The 21,970-nt window shown below is 33.2% G+C and carries 19 protein-coding genes; 2 read left to right on the forward strand and 17 right to left on the reverse strand.

The genetic code is table 11. The features are described 5' to 3' along the window. Positions 1–76: 76 nt before the first annotated feature. Positions 77–1,528 carry a SulP family inorganic anion transporter gene (locus tag LQ668_RS08745; RefSeq protein WP_239776004.1) on the reverse strand — a complete coding sequence of 484 codons (1,452 nt, stop codon included), beginning with the start codon at positions 1,526–1,528 and terminating at the stop codon, positions 77–79. 88 nt (positions 1,529–1,616) lie between these two features. Between LQ668_RS08745 and LQ668_RS08750 the strand changes: the two genes are divergently transcribed. Continuing rightward, positions 1,617–2,159 (forward strand): recombinase family protein, encoded by a 543-nt coding sequence (locus tag LQ668_RS08750; protein ID WP_107509625.1) that lies wholly within the window; start codon positions 1,617–1,619, stop codon positions 2,157–2,159. 270 nt (positions 2,160–2,429) lie between these two features. On the opposite strand, the gene betA is transcribed toward LQ668_RS08750, so the two are convergent. Further along, entirely contained in the window at positions 2,430–4,112 is a 1,683-nt protein-coding gene (gene betA, locus LQ668_RS08755; protein ID WP_078357892.1) for a choline dehydrogenase, read from the reverse strand. Between the two features lie 41 nt (positions 4,113–4,153). Next, positions 4,154–5,644, reverse strand: coding sequence for a betaine-aldehyde dehydrogenase (betB, locus tag LQ668_RS08760; RefSeq protein WP_107509624.1), 1,491 nt, complete (start codon positions 5,642–5,644; stop codon positions 4,154–4,156). A gap of 209 nt (positions 5,645–5,853) precedes the next feature. Between betB and cudC the strand changes: the two genes are divergently transcribed. Beyond that, entirely contained in the window at positions 5,854–6,408 is a 555-nt protein-coding gene (cudC, locus tag LQ668_RS08765) for a choline uptake/conversion transcriptional regulator CudC (RefSeq protein WP_078357894.1), read from the forward strand. Between the two features lie 185 nt (positions 6,409–6,593). Here the strand turns inward: cudC and cysC are convergent, their stop codons facing one another. From cysC to LQ668_RS08835, 14 genes are all read right to left on the reverse strand, one after another. Next, the gene (gene cysC / locus LQ668_RS08770) at positions 6,594–7,193 is read right to left on the reverse strand and encodes an adenylyl-sulfate kinase (protein ID WP_239776005.1); all 600 of its coding nucleotides are present in this window, start codon (positions 7,191–7,193) and stop codon (positions 6,594–6,596) included. A gap of 19 nt (positions 7,194–7,212) precedes the next feature. Further along, positions 7,213–8,391: a sulfate adenylyltransferase gene (gene sat, locus LQ668_RS08775; protein ID WP_239747820.1), complete on the reverse strand. Its 1,179-nt coding sequence runs from the start codon at positions 8,389–8,391 to the stop codon at positions 7,213–7,215. Positions 8,392–8,406: 15 nt separating this feature from the next. Beyond that, entirely contained in the window at positions 8,407–9,315 is a 909-nt protein-coding gene (locus LQ668_RS08780) for a sulfite exporter TauE/SafE family protein (protein ID WP_078357897.1), read from the reverse strand. 3 nt (positions 9,316–9,318) lie between these two features. Beyond that, on the reverse strand, positions 9,319–9,951 hold the full coding sequence (locus tag LQ668_RS08785) for an NAD(P)-binding protein (RefSeq protein ID WP_239734568.1): 633 nt from the start codon (positions 9,949–9,951) through the stop codon (positions 9,319–9,321). A gap of 25 nt (positions 9,952–9,976) precedes the next feature. Beyond that, positions 9,977–10,717 (reverse strand): sirohydrochlorin chelatase, encoded by a 741-nt coding sequence (locus LQ668_RS08790; protein ID WP_107509619.1) that lies wholly within the window; start codon positions 10,715–10,717, stop codon positions 9,977–9,979. A gap of 15 nt (positions 10,718–10,732) precedes the next feature. Next, positions 10,733–11,503 carry a uroporphyrinogen-III C-methyltransferase gene (cobA, locus tag LQ668_RS08795; RefSeq protein WP_078357900.1) on the reverse strand — a complete coding sequence of 257 codons (771 nt, stop codon included), beginning with the start codon at positions 11,501–11,503 and terminating at the stop codon, positions 10,733–10,735. Positions 11,504–11,522: 19 nt separating this feature from the next. After that, positions 11,523–13,226, reverse strand: a complete 1,704-nt coding sequence (locus LQ668_RS08800) for an NADPH-dependent assimilatory sulfite reductase hemoprotein subunit (RefSeq protein ID WP_404932025.1) — start codon at positions 13,224–13,226, stop codon at positions 11,523–11,525. A gap of 15 nt (positions 13,227–13,241) precedes the next feature. Continuing rightward, a complete protein-coding gene (locus tag LQ668_RS08805; protein WP_208143510.1) occupies positions 13,242–15,062 on the reverse strand; it encodes an assimilatory sulfite reductase (NADPH) flavoprotein subunit in 1,821 nt (606 codons plus the stop codon). A 109-nt stretch (positions 15,063–15,171) separates the two neighbouring features. Then, the gene (locus tag LQ668_RS08810; RefSeq protein ID WP_078357903.1) at positions 15,172–15,903 is read right to left on the reverse strand and encodes a phosphoadenylyl-sulfate reductase; all 732 of its coding nucleotides are present in this window, start codon (positions 15,901–15,903) and stop codon (positions 15,172–15,174) included. A 224-nt stretch (positions 15,904–16,127) separates the two neighbouring features. Beyond that, on the reverse strand, positions 16,128–17,750 hold the full coding sequence (locus tag LQ668_RS08815; RefSeq protein ID WP_208143509.1) for a BCCT family transporter: 1,623 nt from the start codon (positions 17,748–17,750) through the stop codon (positions 16,128–16,130). Between the two features lie 362 nt (positions 17,751–18,112). Beyond that, positions 18,113–18,802 carry an LrgB family protein gene (locus tag LQ668_RS08820; protein WP_078357905.1) on the reverse strand — a complete coding sequence of 230 codons (690 nt, stop codon included), beginning with the start codon at positions 18,800–18,802 and terminating at the stop codon, positions 18,113–18,115. Beyond that, positions 18,799–19,182 (reverse strand): CidA/LrgA family protein, encoded by a 384-nt coding sequence (locus tag LQ668_RS08825; protein WP_078357906.1) that lies wholly within the window; start codon positions 19,180–19,182, stop codon positions 18,799–18,801. The genes LQ668_RS08820 and LQ668_RS08825 overlap by 4 nt, the downstream gene beginning before the upstream one ends. A gap of 463 nt (positions 19,183–19,645) precedes the next feature. Continuing rightward, positions 19,646–20,530: a cidABC operon transcriptional activator CidR gene (gene cidR / locus LQ668_RS08830; protein WP_239776006.1), complete on the reverse strand. Its 885-nt coding sequence runs from the start codon at positions 20,528–20,530 to the stop codon at positions 19,646–19,648. Between the two features lie 35 nt (positions 20,531–20,565). Beyond that, positions 20,566–21,900 carry a sodium-dependent transporter gene (locus LQ668_RS08835; protein ID WP_078357908.1) on the reverse strand — a complete coding sequence of 445 codons (1,335 nt, stop codon included), beginning with the start codon at positions 21,898–21,900 and terminating at the stop codon, positions 20,566–20,568. Positions 21,901–21,970: the final 70 nt, after the last annotated feature.

Consider the following 21,970-nt stretch of genomic DNA (forward strand, 5'->3'; position numbering starts at 1 on the left):
TATATAACTCATATTTAAACAAAACCCGTATAAATTCACTATATAATGAATTTATACGGGTTTTTATGTTATTTTCTTATGTTAAATGTCTTTCATTTAGTTGGCTTAATTCTGAAATAATTTTCCTGCTATCAGTATTTAATTGTTTAACATATACTGTATTATTTTTATCTTCAAATTTCTTCACCATTGAATCGATTGCATTTACTGCTGAGTCATCCCATAAATGAGCATGTGTAAAATCTAATTCGATTTGACTATTTTCAATTGAGAAGTCTAACTGATTCATCATTGAATCGATTGAAACAAAAAATATTTGTCCGGTGAATGCATATTTATATAAATTATTTTCTATTGTCTGATGAACATGAACATTTGATATTTTAGTAGCAAAGAACAAAGAACTAAATATTACACCGACTATGACGCCTATAGCCAAATTATGTGTAAACAACACAATCATCACGGTCAGAATCATAACTACAGTATCCGTTCTAGGTGCTTGCTTAACGTATTTAAATGATTTCCAATCAAATGTACTAATAGATACCATAACCATTATACCTGCTAAAATTGGCATAGGTACTTGTACTACTACATCTCCTAATAATAAAATCAGTATTATTAGAAAGACACCCGCAGTAAAAGTTGATAATCTACTCGTTGCACCTGATTTTACATTTATAACGGATTGACCAATCATAGCACAGCCACCCATTCCTCCAAATAGCCCTGTGATAATATTGGCAATACCTTGACCTCTAGATTCTTTATTTTTATTACTATGAGAATCTGTTGCTTCATCAACAATTTTAGCAGTTAATAAACTTTCTACTAAACCTACAATTGCCATTGATAAAGAATACGGCAAAATAATTGTTAATGTTTCTAAATTAAATGGAACTTGTGGTATTAAGAAATTTGGAAACGCTCTTGTTATAGTACCTAAATCGCCAACTGTTCTTACATCAGAACCTGTTATCATATACAATGTTGTTAATAAAACAATTGCAATTAGTGGTGCAGGGATTGCTTTGAAATATCTTGGTACAATATAAACAATTAGTAATGTAATACCTATATAAATATATGTACTAATTGAAATACCGAATATATGCTCAAGTTGAGACATAAAGATCATAATTGCTAATGCATTTACAAACCCTATCATTACCGAACGTGGTATGAACTTCATGAGTCTACCAATTTTGAGAATACCTAATATTAACTGTATAATACCCATGAGTATAGTTGCTGCAAATAAATAATCGACGCCATATTCTTTTACTAAAGGTGTTACAATAAGCGCAACAGCTCCTGCAGCTCCAGATATCATAGCAGGTCTACCACCTACAATTGAAGTTATCGTAGCAATAATAAAAGCAGCATACAATCCTACCATTGGATCTACACCTGCAATTATAGAAAATGCAATGGCTTCAGGCATAAGCGCTAGTGCTACAACGATACCTGCTAGTAAATTTTTCCCTGGATTAGAAAACCATTCTTCTATATAAGTTTTTAACATCATACATACTCCTATTTTTTTCAATAGAGTTATTATAAACAAAAAAGTTTCATATGTATACATTTATGAAACTATTGAGGTGAAATTTATGAATTACGGTTATATTAGACCCATTGAATTACATGATACGATTGCTGAACAGCATTCAAAGTTAAGCAAATTTTCTTTAACAATTATTGAAGAATCTCATGCTCAAACTGAAATAAGAAAAGAATTAAATACTTTATTTTATAGTAAATTACAAAGTGGGGATGTATTATACATAACTGATTTGTGTATTCTTGCAGATACCTCATACCAATTAGAAGAATTAATTGCGATTGCCCAGGAAATGAATGTAGAAATTTATATTATTAATGCTGAAGTAACGATTAGCCAAAATAAGCATATGAATTTTAATAAATTTTTAAATCTACTAAACCAGTTTCAAAGCGATATGATTAAATTTAGAACTAAGTCAGGTATCGCAAAAGCCAAAACAGAAGGTAAGACTATAGGAAGACCAAAGCGAAATGATATTAATTTAAAAAACGCAATCGATATGTATCACTCTAAGAAGTATACTTTAGAAGAAATTAAAGAGGCGACAAACATTAGTAGAGCGACATTATATAGACATTTAAATAAATAACAATTATAAGCTAAGTCATAAATAAGGTTTTTTGAAAATATGAGATAAGTCATAGATTAAGTCGGAAGTTAATCTATGAGTTCGGTCAAGTTGTTGATTAACTCCATCATTAATCTAAGACATACTCAAAATTAACACCATTCAATGAAAAGAGCCGGGGACTTAAATGATTTTCATAAAAAATAAGAGCAGAAATTCAATTTTAATAATGAATTTCTGCTCTTATTAAATTTCTAGGACAATTACGTCTTAGCCAACCATCATTTCATTCTACTTCATTATACCTGCGTCTTTATCGTGCACGCCGTGTTTGTAGTAATCTATTTCTTCTGGTTCTAATGGTTTTTTTCCTCTTATAATATCTGCTGCTTTTTCTGCTAGCATCAATACTGGTGCGTGGATATTACCATTTGTTGTACGTGGCATTGCTGATGCGTCTACTACTCGTAGATTTTCCATACCGTGTACTTTCATTGTTAATGGGTCTACAACAGCCATTGGGTCTGATGCTGGTCCCATTTTAGCACTACATGATGGGTGTAATGCTGTTTCTGCATCTTTCTTAACCCATTCTAAAATTTCTTCGTCTGTTTGTACTGATGGTCCTGGTGATATTTCTCCGTCATTAAATCGTGCTAATGCCGGTTGAGCTAGAATGTTTCTTGCTACTTTAATTGCTTCTATCCATTCTTGCTCGTCTTCTTTTGTTGATAAATAGTTAAATACGAATTTTGGTTTTACGAATGGGTCTTTAGATTTAATCTTCAGACTACCTCTTGAGTTAGAATACATAGGTCCAATATGTACTTGGAAACCATGTTTTGTATCTGCTTTTTGTCCGTCATAACGTACTGCAAGAGGTAAGAAATGGAACATTAAGTTTGGATAATCTACTTCGTTGTTTGATCTCACAAATCCTCCACCTTCAAAGTGGTTACTTGCTGCTGGTCCTTTACGTCCAAATATCCATTGTAAACCAATGAAAGGCATTTTAAATTTATTTAAACTTGGTTGTTGTGAAACTGGTACAGAAGATGCATGTTGAACATAAACTTCTAAATGGTCTTCAAAGTTTTCACCTACACCTGGTAAATGTACGCGCGTTTCGATGCCTAGTGAGTTTAAATGTTCTGAATCACCGATGCCAGAAAGTTGTAGTAGTTGTGGTGTATTGAATGCCCCACCTGATAAAATAACTTCTCCAGCTCCTACAGTATGTTTCTTACCATTTTTCTTAAACGTAACGCCTGTCGCTCTTCTACCTTCGTAATTAATTTCTGTTACAAAAGCTCTTGTTTGTACTGTTAAATTTTTACGTTTCATAGCTGGTCTTAAATAAGCAAGTGAAGCTGAAATTCTTCTACCGTTATGAATTTGACTATCAAATGGTCCAAATCCTTCTTGTCTAAATCCATTCACATCAGGTGTTTTATTAAATCCTGCTTCTACACCCGCTTCAAAAAATGCTTGGAACAATGGATTTGTTGCTGGGCCTCTTCTTAATTTAATTGGACCATTATGACCACGGTATTGATCTGATTTATCTGCACCATATGCTTTTTCTAATCTTTTGAAGTATGGTAAACAATTAGCGAATTTCCAACTTTCCATGCCTTCTGGTTCTCCCCATCCTTCATAGTCCATAGGGTTACCACGTTGATAAATCATTCCGTTGATCGAACTAGATCCACCTAATACTTTACCTCTTGTATGTGCAACTTTTCTACCACCCATATGAGGTTCTCCATCTGTTTCATATTTCCAGTCATAGAAACGATTACCTGATGGATACATAAGAGCTGCTGGCATTTGAATTAACAAATCCCAAGCATAGTCACTTCTACCAGCTTCTAATACTAATACTGTTTTATCTTTATCTTCACTTAAACGACTTCCTAATACTGAACCGGCACTTCCGCCACCGATAATTATATAATCATAAGACTTCTCCATGCTTTAATATCCTCCTATATTTTCAATAATCATTGTTGTTTTTATTTGCTAAACCAATTCACTGGTTCAGGTTGTATATTTGTATAAATGTGTTTAGAAATAATATATTCTTCTAATCCTTCTTTACCTAACTCTCTACCGATACCAGATTGTTTATATCCACCCCATGGTGCTTGTGCAAAATAAGGATGGAAATCATTAATCCAAACCGTACCCATTTTCAATTTGTTAGCGATTCTATTTGCTTTGCCTATATCTTGAGTAAATACGCCTCCAGCTAATCCATAAATTGAATCATTAGCTAGTTCGATTGCTTCTTGTTCTGAAGAGAATCCTTCAATTGTTACAACTGGACCAAACACTTCTTCTTGAACAATTCTCATTGAAGTATCACAGTTTGTAATAACAGTAGGTTCAAAGAAGAAACCATCTTGTAAGTCGGCTCTTTCTGGACGTTTACCACCAGCGGCAATTGTTGTCCCTTCTTCTTTAGCAACTTCTATATATTTTTCAACTTTTCCTCTATGTTCTGCTGAAATTAGAGGACCCATTTCAGTTTCTTTATCAAAACCATTACCAATTTTAATTTTGTTTACTCTATCAACTAACGCTTCTTCAAATTGCGCTTTAATATCATTGTGTACGATTATGCGTGAACCAGCTGAACAAACTTGACCAGCGTGGAAATATCCACCGTTTAATGCTTGATCAACAGCTAACTCTAAATCTGCATCATCAAAGATAATGTTTGGATTTTTACCACCTAATTCAAGCGCAATGTTCGTTACATTGTCTGCTGCGCGTTTCATAATGTGTTTACCAGTTTCAATACCACCAGTAAATGAAACAAGGTCAACTTCTTTATGAGATGATAATACGTCACCAACTTCTGAACCTTTACCAAGTACGAGGTTAATCACGCCATTTGGAAAACCAACTTGTTCCATTAATTCAAATATACGAATTGTTGTTAACGGTGTAATTTCACTTGGCTTCATAACTAATGAACAACCCGTTACAAGAGCTGGAGCAATTTTCCATGAAGCTTGAAGTAATGGATAATTCCAAGGTGTAATTTGAGTTACAACACCAACAGGTTCTTTAACTATTTTACTTTCTGAATTAGGAATAGGTGATTCAATAATTTCTCCACCATCATTTCCTGCTAACCCAGCAAAATACATAAACACATTATGAATATCATCCATATCTGCAAATGATTCTTCTAATGTCTTACCAGTGTCTAACGTTTCAAGAGTCGCGAGCTCTTCTTTATGTTCTTTTATTAAATCTGCTATTTCTCTAACTTTTTGACTTCTATTCTCGCTCGTCTCGTGTGACCATTCTCCTGATTCAAATGACTTTCTTGCAGCCAATACAGCTTGCTCAGCGTCTTCTTTAGTACCTTCTGAGACTGAAATCACTACTTCTTGATTATATGGATTAACGATGTCACGAGTCGCTTTGTTTGAAGCTTCGACCCAGTCACCATTAATAAATTGACGTCTTGATAAACGATCTATATATTCCATTTAAATTACCTCCGTTAACTTTGTTAAATTTTTATTTAACGAACTTTACAAACTTATGTTAGCATATAAATATAAAAGGCGTCAAATCTTCAATATCAAATTAAAATCATAACTTTATACAGGTATTACAAATAGACAAGTAAGGGAAAAGCAACTACAATTTAAAAGAATTCATGGTACAATTAAAGTAATTATTGGAGGTGTATGTAGTGGTACGTTCAGATAACTACAAAAAACAATTAGACCAAGCTAAAGACATCGTTATAAATGGAATTGGAGAAACGATGGATTTATATGGTATTAACCGTAGTGTTGGTAATTTATATGGCACGATGGTATTTGAAGGTAGTATGACACTTGATGAAATGCGCGAACAACTCCAAATGAGTAAACCGAGTATGAGCGCTGGTGTTAAGAAACTACAGGAGTTTGATATCGTCAAACAACAATTTACAAGAGGTAGCAGAAAACAACACTTTATAGCTGAGAAAGACTTCTTTATTTTCTTTAATAACTTCTTCTCAAGAAAATGGGATCGAGAAATATCTATTAATATGGATTCAGTTAAAGATGCAGAAGTATTACTAAAAAAAGTTATTGAAGCTGATGGTGTTGATGAAGATACTAAAGAAGAAGCAACTATCATATATAAACAATTAGAAGACTACAAAGTTTATTACGAATGGTTATCGAATATTAGTAGCGCTATTAAAACAGGAGAAATATACAAATATTTCCCTATACCAGAACGTGAAGATAAATAAAGTATTGAAGTTATTTCCAAAGTGAAATTTGATACTGTTTAAATCTGGAATAATCTGGGGTAATCCGGGCGAATCGCACGAAGACTTCTGAGTTATCGTGCGATTCATCTGAAATCTATACTCAACTAAAAAAGCAGAGAAAATTCTTAAATACTAAGAATTTTCTCTGCTTTTTATATTACCTATTATAAATATTGATTTTCTTTTAAGTATGACACGATTTTATTTACTGACTCTTCAATACTTTCGTGTTCTGTATCGATTACAATTTCCGGATTAGATGGTTCTTCATATGGTGCATTAATGCCTGTAAATTCTTTAATTTCACCACTTCTTGCTTTTTTATATAAACCTTTAGGGTCTCTTGACTCACATTCATCTAAGCTACATTTTGTGAACACTTCAATAAACTCTCCGTCTTCTAGAATGTTTCTTACGATGTCTCGATCTTCTTTATATGGTGAGATGAATGCTGTCATTGTTGCAACACCCGCATCTACCATAAGTTTACCTACTTCTCCTATACGACGAATATTTTCTTTTCTATCTTCTGGACTGAATCCAAGATTTTGATTTAATCCGTGACGTATATTATCTCCATCTAAACGATATGATGTTATTTTTTGTTCAAACAATGCTTTTTCTAATGCTACTGAAATTGTTGATTTACCTGATCCTGATAAACCTGTAAACCAAATAACGACACTTTTATGACCATTTCTTTCTTGTCGTTGTTCTTTTGTTACTTCTGAATCATGCCATGTAATATTTGTTGACGCGCTCATTGTTTCACTCCTCAAGAAATTAGTTTTGTTTCAAGCCTTTAATTAATACATCTGCTACTTCTGGTCTTGAAAATTCTTTCGGTAATTGTTCTCCATTACGCAATTTCTCTCTTACTTTTGTTCCGCTTAAGTGGACATGATTTGATTTATCATGTGGACAAGTTTTAGCTGTTGTCATATTGTCACAAACAGTACAGAAAAATGCATGTTCAAACTTAAAGATTTGAATGCCAATTTCATCTTCATATTGTGAGATTAATTCTTGTGCATCATAAGTTCCATAATAATCGCCTACTCCAGCGTGATCACGACCGACAATAAAGTGTGTACAGCCATAGTTTTTACGTACTAATGCATGCAAAATTGCTTCACGTGGTCCCGCATATCTCATAGCTGCTGGATATATAACAAGTCTTGTTCTTTCTTCAGGGTAATAATGTTTCAAAATGACTTGATAACTTTCCATTCTAATTTCTGCTGAAATATCGTCAGATTTTGTTTCACCAACGAGTGGATTTAATAATAATCCGTCTACTGATTCAAGTGCTATTTTTTGAATATATTCATGTGCACGATGAACAGGGTTTCTTGTTTGGAATCCAACAACTGTTTTCCATCCTAAATCTTTAAATAATGCTCTTGTTTCACTTGGGTCTAAATGGAAATCACTAAATTCATCGTGTTTAGGACGATCTACTAATTGAATAGGTCCTCCAAGATATACATTCCCTTTTTCATATACAAGCTTAACACCTGGATGATCTACATCTGTTGTGCCATATACATTTTGAGCTTCTTTTTCTTTATCGTACGTATATTTCTCTTCAAGCTTTAACACACCATAAAGATGATTATCTTCACCATATAACGCGATGTTAGAACCTATTTCAAAGTTATTTGCTTCTTCTTCTGTTACAGGCAATGTAATCGGAATGCTCCAAACTAGCCCATTTTCTAGACGTACATTTTCCACTACACTTACGTAATCTTTTTCACCTAAAAAGCCTGTTAATGGACTGAATCCACCTATTGCAATCAGTTCTAAATCTGATAAACTCCAAGGATTTAAAGTTAACTTAGAGAATGACTCTGCTGCTTCAATTAATTGTTCTCTTTCTTCACATGTAACTTGACGGTTGATCAATTCACCACCATGAGGCTTAATTGTTTCGCTAATTTGTTGAGTTGCTGATACCATTCTGATTCACTCCTATTAATTTATTTGATCTACTTCTTTTGATTTTTGATTTTGAATGTTGAAAGGAAATTTATTATGTTGGTAAAGCGTAAATAATACGAGACCTAACCATGCAACGACAATTCCTATCTTAACTATATAGACTGTTGTTTCATTACTTACAAAACTGCCTAATAACACACTGCTATTTGTAAAAATAATAAGTCCGCCTACAAGTACTGCTAGAACATATACTGGCAAAGTCTTTACTAACCAAGCTGAAAATGGTGCTGCAACTACGCCACCAAATGCTAATGCCACAACCAATAATATGCTAATTTGACTCCATCCAAGGAAAATGATAAATCCTAATGATGTAGAAATTGTTACAAAAAATTCACTCGCTGAAACTGTACCTATAACATATCTCGGTTCTATTTGATTTCTAGATAACAGTAATGGTGTATTGACTGGTCCCCAGCCTCCTCCACCAATTGCATCTAAAAATCCTGCTACAGCACCTTGAGGAACAAGTATAAATCCTGATAACTTTCCACCATTCAGTTTATTATTTTGTTGTTTTTTAAAAACAAACTGATAAATAATGTAGACTCCCATAGATAATAAAAATATTGCTATAAAAGGTTTTATAAAATCACTATGTAGATTGCTGAGTACACCTGCACCAATAAAACCTGTGATGGCACCAGGTAACGCCAGCTTTAAAATAATGCTTTTATCTACATTTTTAAATTTCAAATGAGAAATACCAGATGCTGCTGTTGTTGCAACTTCAGAAAAATGAATCGTTGCTGATGCGATTGCTGGAGCAACACCAAATGTTAATAATAATGAAGAAGAAGTTGCACCAAATCCCATCCCGAGAGAACCATCAATTAATTGAGCTAAAAATCCTACAATCGCAAATATTGTTAGTTTTCGCATATACTACTCCTCTCTTGTTCTCTTTTTAGGTTGTCGTCTTAACCAATTTATTAATTTGTTTTGTTCATCTTTATCAAAATATTGATCAGATAATATAGATTCTAACAATTGGTTTTTTTCTGTTTTTTCTAGGTTTAATGATTTAATAATTATGCGACTTTCAAATAAAAATTCTACGTATTCTTCATAATCAACAGGATATTGCTTCTCTAAATCATCCAAAATATTACTTACTAACTTTGGACTCGCACCAGTTGATGTCACGCTTATTTGTAATTTCCCTCGTTTTAATGTCCCAGGAAATATAACATTTCCGACTTGTGCATCACTGACCATATTTATAAGACTATGTTTCGGGGCTGACTTTTTAATAACATCGTTTACCTCTTGTTGATTTGTAGCAGATATAATAAAGTCGGCATCTTCCAGATCTGATGATTCGAATATCTTTTTCTTCCATATTATTTTTTCATCAAGATAAAGTTGAAATAAGTCTTCTGTGAGTTCTGGGCTAATAACGTGAATCACAGCATCGCTTTCAAGTATGGCTTTCACTCTTCGTTCTGCTATTTTTCCACCGCCGATAACTTTGACTTGCTTATCTGTAAAATCAATATTGAGCGGAACATATGCCAATAGAAATCACCCTTTATTCATATATTCAAACTTTTTCAGTAGTAAGCGTTTCAAGAACACGGTCTTTCAATGCTTCTTGTATAGAAGGATGATGACCTAAGTGTTTACAAACGATAATGTCACTGTTCATATTATGTTCTTTAGCTGTTTTCTCTATGTGACGCTCTAACACGCCTGTGAACCAAAGATATGGTGCTATGAATATTTGTGAATGTTCAGCTTGTAATGCTACTTGTAACGCATCTTCAAATGATGGCTCACACGCAGCTAAGTAACAAACTTCTACATTTTCAAATTCTGTCGTTTCATATAATGCTTTGCCAATAGCCGTTATATCTATTTTAGTTTGAGGGTTATAACTTCCTCTCCCTACAACAAGTAGTTTTGCGTCTTTTTTGATTGAAATATTCGTTTCTTGAATGCGTTCATTCAGAATAGCTGATAATCTTGGTTGAACACCTAAAGGCTTTCCATAAGTAAATGTAACTTCAGGATGTTTTTTCTTTATTTCATCAATTTCATTCGGTATATCTTTAAAGTAATGACCTGCACTGAGCAATAATACGGGTATAACAGAAATTTCAGTAGCACCATTGTCTATTAATTTTTTTACACCTTGTTGAATATCTGGTTGTGCTAACTCTAAGAAGCAAATCTCCTGTAGAGGAATATCTATTTTCTTTTTAACTGAGTCTATAAAAGTAATAGCTTCTTCTGTTGCTTCTTTAATTCTGCTACCATGACTGACATATAATACGCCTATCATTGTATCCCTCCAGTATTAATAAATGAGTTGTGGAACCTGTTGTTCGTTCGCTACTTCTTCAAACCAACTCATTTTTTCTCTTAGTTTGACGACTTCTCCAATGACAATCATTGCAGGATTTTTAACATGTTTTGATTTAGTGACAATATCATCCAAAGTACCAGTTACAGTTAATTGATGATTTGATGTGCCACAATGTATTAATGCAACAGGTGTATCAGAACTTCTACCATGTTTAACTAACAATCTTTTAATTTCTGGTAGCTTTTTGACGCCCATATAAATACAAAGTGTTTCTGGTCCTAAAGCTAAATGTTTCCAATATTCGTCTTCATCTATAGAATCCTTCATCACGCCTGTTATAAAAGCAACCGACGAGCTGTAATCTCTATGTGTAACAGGGATTCCGGCATAAGCTGGTGCTGCAACACCAGCTGTAATACCAGGAACTACTTCAAATTGAATATCATAATTTTTTAATGTTTCCGCTTCTTCACCGCCACGACCAAATATAAATGGATCTCCACCTTTTAATCGTGTTACGGTATGACCTTCTAAAGATAACTTCACAAGTAATTCATTAATTTCGTCTTGCGTTAATGAGTGATTTTTAGGGCTTTTTCCACAATAAATCATTTTTGTATCTTCAGTTGCATATTCAAGTAACGCTTTATTAACAAGTCGATCATATAGAATGACATTGGACTGTTTAATTGCTTTAATACCTTTAACTGTTATTAGATCTGGATCACCTGGTCCAGCACCAACTAAGAATACTTTGCCCATGCTTCCACCCCTTTTCTGTTTAACTATGAAAGTCTTGTCCTGAGTGCACTTCTTTTATAATGCCTTTACGGATAACAAAGTCTCCAAAGTGTTCACCATCATTTTTTTCTTTACCATATTGAATAATAATTGGTCTTAAACTTTCTAAAATTTCATCTTCACCTATATTTTCTTTATATAGTTTATTTAGACGGTCTCCAGAGAATCCACCACCAAGATACATGTTGTATTTACCTGGTGCTTTACCGATAAATGCAATTTCAGCTAGAGCTGGTCTTGCACAACCGTTAGGACAACCTGTCATACGAATTGTAATTTCTTCTTCATTTAAACCCGCTTCATCTAAAAGACCTTCAATTTTATTAATAAGTGTAGGTAAATAACGTTCTGATTCAGCCATTGCTAAACCACAAGTTGGAAAGGCTACACATGCCATTGAATTTCTTCTAAGCCCTGTATAATTTTCTCCATCTGTAATACCATATTTATCTATAATTTTTTGAATTTGAGCCTTTTTACTTTTGGCTACATTAGCAATAATTAAGTTTTGGTTCGGAGTTAAACGGAAATCTCCTGTATGGATTTCAGCAATTTCTCTTAAAGCTGTTTTTAACTTGTAGTCTTGTGTATCTTTCACACGGCCATTTTGAATAAATAATGTAAAATGCCATTTGCCACTACCTTCAGTCCACCCGTAACGATCTCCATTATGTTTAAAATCGAATGGTCTTGGTTCTTCAATTTCCCAACCTAATCTTGTATTTAATTCTTCACGAATCCAATCTACACCTAGTCGGTCAACTGTATATTTAAATCGTGCATTTGTTCTATCTTCTCTATTACCGTGGTCTCTTTGTATTGTTAATAGTTTCTCACAAACATCTATCGCTTCTTCTTTAGGGAAGTAACCAAGCAATCTACCTACTTGAGGGTATGTCTTCGTATTACCGTGTTTCATACCCATTCCACCGCCAACAGTGACATTAAATCCAACTAATTGGTCATCTTCAATTATTGAAATGAGTCCAATATCTTGTGAATAAACATCTATATCATTTGAAGGTGGAACAGCGATACCGATTTTAAATTTTCTAGGCAAATAAGTCTTACCATACATCGGTTCTACTTCTTCTTTAGTATCAACTATTTTCTCATCATCTAACCAAATTTCATGATACGCTCCGGTTTGTGGTGATAAATGATCACTAATATCTGTTGCAAGTTTATCCACTTCTTTATGTACACCTGATTGATATGGATTTGGGTTACACATAACATTTCTGTTTACGTCACCACATGCAGCTAAAGAATCCATAACTGCGTGATGAATACTTTGCATAGAGCTTTTTAAATTTCTTTTTAAAATTCCGTGAAATTGAAATGCTTGTCTCGTTGTTAATTTGATTGTGTCATTTGCATATTCTGTAGAAATATCATCCATTGCAAGCCATTGATCAGCTGTTGCTGTACCACCTGGAACTCTAACTCTAATCATGAAACTATAAGCAGGTTCTAGCTTTTGTTTACGACGCTCGTCACGGATATCTCTATCATCTTGCATATAACTTCCGTGGAATTTCAGCAATTTTGTATCGTCTTCTGCTATTGCTCCTGTTATTTCATCAGATAAACCTTCTTTAATTGTTCCTCTTAAATAATTACTTCTATTTTTAATGTGTTCCATTTCATCTAATTTTTCGGATAAATTAGTTTGAGTGCTCACAATAATGCCCCCCTCTTAATAAATATCTCTTTGATATCTTCTGTCTTTTTTCATTTGAGTTAAAAAGTCTTCTGCTTCTTCTTCGTTATAATGTCCTTCTTTTTGAATCACATTCAAAATGGATTGATGTACATCTTTGGCCATGCACTTTTCATCTCCACAAACATATAAAGCAGCGCCTTCTTGAATCCATTGATAAAATTCTTTACTATTTTCTTCAATTCGATGTTGTACATACACTTTCTCTTCAGAATCTCTAGAGAATGCCACGCTCAATTTATCAAGCACGCCATCTTTTAACCAACCTTGCCATTCTGTTTGATATAAAAAGTCTGTTGTAAAATGTTGTTCTCCAAAGAATAACCATGCTTTATTATTAAGTTCTAATTCTTCTTTTTCTTGAATATAAGATCTAAATGGTGCTACGCCTGTACCAGGACCAATCATGATAACAGGTGTTTCATTCGTTTTAGGAAACTTGAAGTTTGGATTCTTTTTCAAATAAATTGGTACAGTATCGCCAGGTTCTAATCGTTCAGCGAATTGTACTGAGCAAACACCGTTTCTATCTCGTTCATTTGCATGATATCGAACGGCACCAATTGTAAGATGTACTTCTTCTGGTGTAGCTTGATAACTACTAGCAATTGAATATTCTCTAGCAGGTAATTTTCGTAAAATCTGATGTAGTGCATCTGGTTGTAAGTCTTCTGGTGGAAAGTCATTAATTAAATCGATTAAATCGCGACCTTCAACATAACCGTATATCCAACGGTCTTTTTTTACTTTTTCAGATAACACGTCGTTCCCAAAAATATTAGCTGCTTTTGTAACAATTGGTTTTGTAAGTTTCGTAATTTCAAAATGATTTGTCAGTGCATCACGGAGCGTTAATGTATCACCCGCATCATTTATAGGAACACTCTCATCTGGATTCCAAACGAGTGTTTCAATTAAGTCTGATACTACTTCAGGGTCATTTTTAGGGAATATACCAATGCAATCTCCTGGTTCAAAGGAGTCGGTGAAACCTTCTAAAGATAGTTCGATATGTCTCACTTCCTTATTTGAACCTCTACCATTTAAATTGATGTTCTCAAGTATTTCAGCTTCATATGGATTAGATCTTGAATACGTTTGAGTAGCAGATATATCTTCAGGGTCAACTTTAACTGGTTCAGTTGATTCATGACCTGATACATGACCTATAGAATTTAAGATACCTTCCATCCATTTTTCTGCTGGTTCATCAAAGTCTAAGTCACAATCGACTCTTGAATGTAATCTCTCTGCACCAAGTTCTTCTAGTCTATTATCAAAATCTTTACCAGTTTGACAGAAGAATTCATAAGACTCATCTCCTAAAGCTAAGACAGAATACCTTAAGTCATTTAACTTAGGCGCCTTACGACTATGTATAAACTCATGGAAAGTGATCGCATTATCTGGTGGATCACCTTCACCATGAGTTGCAGTAATAATAAATAAATCTTCGACTTTCTTTAAATCTTTCGGTTTAAAATCTTCCATACATGCAAGATTAACTTTGAAATCTTTTTCTTTTAATTTACTTTCTAATGTTTCTGCTAATCCTTGAGCATTTCCTGTTTCAGAACCAAACAATATTGTGATTTCTCGTGTTTTTGGTTTTGGTTCATTACTAACTGGTGCTGCTGTTTCAACTATTGATGCACTTGGTTCATTACTTTGGGCAGCTGCCGCTGATAAGTAACCACTAAACCAAATCTTTTGCTCCTTAGTAAGTGTTGAAAGTACTTGATTTAGCTTTTCTGACTGTTCTTGATTAAATGGGCTATTTGTTACTGTTAATTCCAAAAATGTCACCTCATCCTGTCCAATTTTTATTTTCATTTTTACTATTCATATAGGAATAGTATGTTTTATACTTAAAAAAAGACTATAAAAAATCTTTTAATGAGATACTTTATTTAGGCTTACTATTTGCTGTATGCAAACCACATTCAGTTTTATTAAAATTATTCCATCTTCCTTCACGTGAATCCCCTGAAGACGAAACTTGTGATGTACAAGGTATACATCCGATACTTGGATAATTGAAATCATGCAATTCGTTATAAGTTAAATCATGGCGTTCCATATACGCCCAAACATCATCCCATGTCCAATAAATTAAAGGACAAACTTTAATAGATTTAAATCTTTCATCTTTATTAATAAAGTCAGTGTTTTGTCTACTAGGTGATTGTTCTCTTCTCAATCCTGAAACCCAAGCTGTCGCACCAGAAAGTACTTCTTCTAAAGGTTTAATTTTTCTTATATAACAACATTGATTTGGATCACTAGTCCACAAAGCTGGTTCATATTGATCAGCTTGCTGTTCTAATGTTAGATCTGGTTTTTTTAATTCGATATTCAACGAAGGATATCTTTCTTTAACACGATCAATTAAGTCATATGTTTCTTGAAAATGTAAATCCGTATCTAAAAATACGATTTTCGCATCTTTTTTAACTTTTGAAATTAAATCTATCAAAATCATACCTTCTGCACCAAAACTACATGAATATACTATAGAATCTCCATAATGTTCATAGGCCCATTTTATGATTTGATAAGCACCTTTAGTTTCATCATCAATATTAATGTCTTTAAAAGGATCTGTGTCAAAACGTTCATAAGTCAACACTTCTGTCATGATATACAACGTCCTCCTTATGTTTATTTCTAAAGCTTTTCTATCTAAAAACCACCTAAAAACGATAAAATATTTTAAGCAGATAGGATTACTATGAAATAATAAATTATGCTCATTAGCATACCCGATACAAAATATGATGTCAACTTTTCTTTTTTAATTTTCAGTTAATTTTACAAATAAAAAAAGTTCGTAATTCATCTGAATTACGAATTTTTTTCAATCTATAAATTATCGTCTTCTTTTTTCTCACTTACTTGAACAATCCTTAATGAACGTCTTTCTACTGCTTTTAGTTTATCTGCACGTTCCTCTAATTTAATCCGATCACCATTTAATGTTCGTATAAATGAAATCATCATCATAACAAATATTATGGTTAAGGGAACACTGGCTAAAATTGAAGCTGTCTTCAATACATCCAATGCTCGTTCTCCACCTACCAACATTAGGGAGAATGGTAATAAACATAAAGCGAAAGCCCAGAATAAACGATTTGCTTTTAATGGTTCATCTATCACTTTCTTTTGAGTTGCTGCTGCTAATATATAAGAGCCTGAATCAAATGTAGTAGCTAAATATAAGAATGCTGATATTAAGAATAAAACAATCATCGCTTTTGGAAACGGTAATTGATGCATTACTTCTATAATAGTGGCTTCTGCACTATGCTGATTCAAGAATTGAATGACATCAAACTGGCCAGAAATTTGTAGAAATACTGCATAGTTCCCAAAAATACCGAAGAACAATACACAACCTAATGTTCCATATATAATTGTCCCTAAGACAACTTCTTTCAAAGTACGTCCTTTAGAAATCCTTGCAATAAACAGACCTATAAATGGTGCATATACTAACCACCATGACCAATAGAATATCGTCCAATCTTGTGGGAAGTTCGTCTCTTCTCTTTTCCCAATTCCACCAAACGGTTCTAACCAAGTAGCCATTTGGAAGAAGTTTTTAAGCATATTACCAAATCCTGAAACAGTCGTTTCCATTATAAATACTGTAGGACCAACAATAAGTACAATACCTAAAATTAAGAAAGTTAACCAAACATTAATATCACTTAATTTTTGTATGCCTTTTTTAAGGCCAGTATACGAACTAAATGCAAATATAACTGTGATGATCAGTAAGATTACACTTCTCATGACCATATTTTCACCATCTAGTCCGGTTAACCTTTCTATACCTGCTGAAATTAATGGTACACCAAGTGCTAAAGATGTAGCTGCACCACCGAGCAAACCAAAAATAAATAAAATATCGACAATTTTACCTGGTAATTTGTCTGTTTGTCCCTTTAATATTGGTCTACACGCCTGACTAATTTTATAAATTGGTTTTTTCTTAACAAATACTAAATAACCAATAGGCAATGCTGGTAACACATATATAGCCCAAGCAATTGGACCCCAGTGGAACATGCCATACATCGTTGCATATTGGAGTGCTTCGTCAGTCATACCACTTGCACCATATGGCGGTACTTGATAGTAATATGCCCATTCAATTACACCCCAGTAAAGTATATCTGAACCTATACCTGCGCAAAATAGCATAGAAATCCAACTAAAATTATTGAACTCAGGTTTGTCACTTGCTTTACCTAAAGTTACATTCCCATATTTACCAAACGCTATGTATAATACAAACGCAAAAACAATTAGACCAAGTGTTAAATACCAAGGACCTAATGTATTGGATATCATATCATTAATACTTGTTATCACTTCTTGACTAGCTTTCGGGAAAACCATCATTGGTATAACTGCGATAAGCAATACAGCTACAGTCCCGTAAAATGTCCACCAGTCCATTACTTTATGTTTCTTCACTTCTGAACACTCCTCGTTGTCGATTAATGTACATCGTCAATATAATCACTTTTAATGAACACGATGATTTAAATCACATTGAAGACACTATAGAACTTTTAATAAAAATGCAAATTACATACAAAGGTAATTACGATTATTTATGAATAAATATATATAACGAAGCATTTTTAGCGATTATAAATATTGCTATACCAGTTGTGTTAAGTTATAATTTAACAAACTAAACAAATCTTTTTTACTTTCATTTAGTATATTTATACGTAATTTATGAATAAAAATTTATATAAAAATATTTTTCATTACGTCGTTTTGTTAATAAAAAAAGAAGTCATGGAAATTTCACACCATGACTTCACATTCTAAATATATGTCGTAATTAAGTACATGACCGGTAACATAATTGCACTTAAGACTGCAGTCAATATCATACCTATTGTACTAAATGCTCCAGCTTCAATATTAGCCTCTAATGCTTTTGCTGTTCCAAATGCATGTGAAGCATTTCCATAAGTTAAGCCTTTCGCTAAATCACTTTTAAATCTAGCTTTACTTATATAGAAATTACCTAATATACTGCCAATCAATCCAGTCGCAATGATAAACATGACAGTTAGTGTATCCGTTCCACCCATTTGATGAGAAACCTCTATCCCAACAGCTGCTGTCATAGATCTAGGCAATATCGTAACAATAGTCGAACTAGGATAACCCATTACATAAAGCACACTATAAATAACAATAAAATTAACCATAATACCTGTTAATACACTCGTTATAATAATCTTAAAGTTTGCGACAATTAATTTTCTATATTTATATAAAGGATACGCTAAACTCACAACAGAACAATCTAAAAATTGATGTATCCAAGAGCCACCCACCATATAGTCCTTATAGTTGAATCCTAGAATAAGTAATACACTCACAATCATGATAGAAGAAATGAGCGCTGGGTTAAGAAGAGGATGTTTATACTTCAGTTGTAATTTCTTAGCGATTATAAAACATGCTAGTGTTAAAAATATCATCGTAATTGTTTTTATAATCATGCTGTTTTCTCCTTATCTTTTTTATTTAACTTTAAAATCTTTTCACAAACATAACCTGATGACAATGCAACTAAACTCGTACTTACAATCAATAAAACGACCATAATAATGTAACTCAGTCCAATTTGATCAGCGATATCCATTACACCTACAATTGAAGGTACAAAAAATAGAATCATAACATTGATTAATTTATTAGCTCCAACCTCAATCCAATGCTCAGGTAAAATACCCGTTAATAGTAAGAAAAACAGAAACCCAAGACCAACAATGCTACCTGCAATCGGTATATGCAGTATCTCTTGTAGCCATTTTCCAACTTGCGTAATTATATATATCAAAGACACTTGAAATAATATCTTTATAAATAGTTTCACCATATAAACACAACCCTTTTAATAAATCGTTATAGACATCATTATATGACCATACGAACTATTAATAAAATACATATTATCGATTACACGCATTCCAATTTGGAATAGTTAGTCTAAAACAGAGCCTGTTATTGTAATGAACAAACTGATTTGATATAAAAACCCCCGAAGTTAGGCAAAAGTCTAACTCCGGGGGTTCTATTAAATTTTGATTGTCATTCTTATGTTGATCTTACTGGCAGAATTCTGAATTGTGCTCCTTAGAATGTTCTTACTGGCAGAATTCTGAATTATGCTCCTTAGAATGCGCTTACTGGCAGAATTCTGTATTGTGCTCCTTAGATTGCGCTTACTGGCAGAATTCTGAATTGTGCTCCTTAGATTGCTCTTACTGGCAGAATTCCGAATTGTGCTCCTTAGCGACAGCACTGCTTACGGACATTTCTCGGAATTTTGTCCCTTATGCTTATTTCCTATATAGGGAGTCTTTTAAAAATACTATCCATTCTTTTGTAACTTGATTGACGTAAGCGCCTTTTTTCCAGATGAGACCTAAGTGCCAATATATTTTCTCACCTTTCAGCTCAATCATTCTGACATCTTCACTCATTTGTTCTGCTATACTTCGAGGTACTATTGATAGCCCGAGTCCTCTTTCTATCATATTGCTTATAAATGTTAGCTGGGATATTTTGGCTACGGTTTTTGGATAAAATCCTTCTTTACGACAATTTTCTATAATCATATCTCTTAAGTAATAATCGTCATGAAATAATACAAATTCTTCTTCTCTCAGTTCACTAATTGAAACTTGTGATCTCTGTGCGAGTTTATGTAATTTGTTTACGACTAAAAATAGTTCTTCTTTATACAAGGCGACGCTATTATATTTTGAGGAGTCTACTGGCAATGTCGTCACGCCAATGTCTACTTCATCTTTATTTATATAGTGTTCTACGGCTTTACCGCCACCTTCAGTAACTTCATATGTGACGTTTGAGTATTTTTTATGAAAATTTTCAAGACTATCTGTTATGAGGTCAACTTTTATCATGGGTGATAATCCTAATCTTATATGCCCTCTTTGAACGTCAAAAATATCATTAAGTTCTAATGTTAAGTGATCAAATAGTGTTAAAAATTCTACGGCTTTTTCATAAAAAACTTCTCCCGTATCCGTCAGTTTAATATGTTTTTGTGAACGGTCAAAAAGTGTGACTTCAAATTCATTTTCAAGATTTTTAACTGCTTTACTTATTGTTGATTGTGCTACAAATAAATGTTCTGCAGCTTGTGTCATACCACCATTTCTGACAATCTCCACAAAATATTTTAACTGTTTAAATTCCATTTCTAGCACCTCTTTTCATGGATGTCATTACAAAATTAAAGCGAGAATATAAATACTATAATGATAATGATAGGTATAATATATCTCATTAAGAATTTCCATAATTTGAACCATTTTAGAGATAATTGATTACCAATTTGAAATTCTTTTTTCACAATTGCTTGGTCCATCCTAAATGAGATGAATACTGCAATAAGCAAACATCCAATTGGAAGTAATATATTACTCACTAAATAATCTGTTGCATCGAATATAGATCTTCCAAATATAGAAACATCTGCTAATACACCATATGATAACGAAGAAGGTATACAAGCAATAAATGTAAGTAAGCCAAGTATCCATACGATTTTTGTTCTAGATCTTTTGCCTTCTTTTTCTAAAGCAGAAATAATAATTTCAAACTGACTGAACGATGAAGTCAAAGTAGCAAATAAGAACAATAGTAAAAATAAAGTTAAAAATATTGATCCAAATGCCATTTGGCTAAATACATTAGGCAATACTATAAATAATAAACCTGGACCTTCTGCTGGCTCTAAAGAAAATGCATACACAACAGGGAAAATAGCCATACCTGCTAATATTGAAACTATAATATTCATCGCTGATACTGACGCAGCTGATGTTGGTAGACTCTCCTTTTTACTTAAATAAGAACTATATGTAACCATGCATGAAAATCCTACTGCTAATGAGAAGAATGATTGGCCGAGCGCATATAAGACACCTTCTGCTGAAAAATCTTCAAAATTAAAACTAAAGAAGAAAGATAGCCCTTCAGAAGCACCTTCTAAAGTAACCGCTCTTATAACAAGAATAATGAAAAAGATAAATAATAATGGCATTAAAATATTATTTGCTCGTTCAATACCTTTTTTAATTCCAAAGTTCAATACGATAACATTCATTAAAATAAATACAAATACACCAATCAATACAGTGAAAGGTTGTCCGATAATTTGTTCGAAGACTTTACCATAGTTTGCATCATCTGAAATAAGATTACCCGTTAAACCTAGTGCCGTATAAATCGTTATCCAACCACCTACAACACTGTAGAACGATAATAATAAGAAACAACCGATTACGCCAAGTCTACCAGTTATTCTCCAAGGTGATTTTGGCGCTAAAGAATCATAAGCCGCAACCGCCTCTTTACTCGTAGAACGCCCGATTATAAACTCTGATATTAACATTGGTAATCCAATAAATAGTGTAAATATAATAAATAATAATAAGAAGGCTCCACCACCGAATTGACCAGCAACATATGGAAATTTCCATATAGCCCCTATTCCGATTGCAGCACCAGCAGATGCCATAATAAAACCTAGTTTAGATGACCATTGATCTCTTTGATTATCCATGTTATCCCTCCATTCATGTCTATTAACTCTTTATTGAAGTATATCGTATAATTGTAGACTACACAGTAAT

This window comes from Mammaliicoccus sp. K-M42 (assembly GCF_022386375.1).
GTDB classification, from domain to species: Bacteria; Bacillota; Bacilli; order Staphylococcales; family Staphylococcaceae; genus Mammaliicoccus; species Mammaliicoccus fleurettii.